The following is an 833-nucleotide window of genomic DNA, read 5'->3' as shown; positions in this document are numbered from 1 at the left end:
AGCAGACCTACACCCCCAACCTACAGGACCAAGAACTGGCCAGCTTATAACGAAGCGCTCAAGCGCCGGGGTTCGCTGACGATCTGGTTCGACCCTGAGATGAGCTGGGATGGCGCGCCGACAGGCAGGCGTGGCCGCCAGCAGATCTACAGCGACGCCGCTATACAGACGTGCCTTTCGATGAAGGTGCTGTTCGGGATGGCGCTCCGGCAGACAACTGGCTTCGTCGAAAGTCTGCTTCGACTGGTTGGCCTCGACTGGACGGTGTCCGACTTCAGCACGCTGTCGCGCCGTCAAAAGACGTTGGCCGTCAATATCCCGTATTGCGGCTCCAAGGGTCCGCTACACCTGCTGATCGACAGCACCGGCATCAAGGTCGAGGGCGAAGGCGAATGGCACGCCCTCAAACATGGTGGCCCGAAGCATCGCGTCTGGCGCAAGGTCCACCTCGGGATTGACGAGGAAACGCTGGAGATCCGGGCTGTTGAGATCACCGGGAGCCACATTGGTGAAGCACCGGTTTTGCCCGACCTGCTCGGCCAGATCCCGGCGGACCAGGAAATCGGCATCGTCACGGCAGATGGGGCCTACGACACACGCAATTGCCACGATGCCATCGCTGACCGCGGCGCCCGCGCCGTCATCCCGCCCGGCAAGAACGCCAAGCCATGGAAGACCGTCACCGCTGGTGCCGTAGCGCGCAACGAGGCGCTGCGGGCATCGAAATACCTCGGCCGCGCCCTCTGGCGAAGATGGAGCGGTTACCACCGCCGGAGCCGCGTCGAGACCAAGATGCATTGTGTGAAACTGCTGGGACAACGGCTCATGGCGAG

Annotated in this window: 1 protein-coding gene; it reads left to right on the top strand. The window is 62.9% G+C overall.

Annotation, left to right across the window (positions count from 1 at the left end; translation table 11 throughout):
* Nucleotides 1-833 (top strand): IS5 family transposase (locus tag ACR0MI_RS23695; protein ID WP_480855761.1); only part of this gene is annotated, 833 nt, incomplete at both ends.

This window comes from Ruegeria sp. D4 (assembly GCF_056534475.1).
Note: the sequence above shows the minus strand (reverse complement) of the source record. Positions and strands in the feature narration are given on the sequence as shown.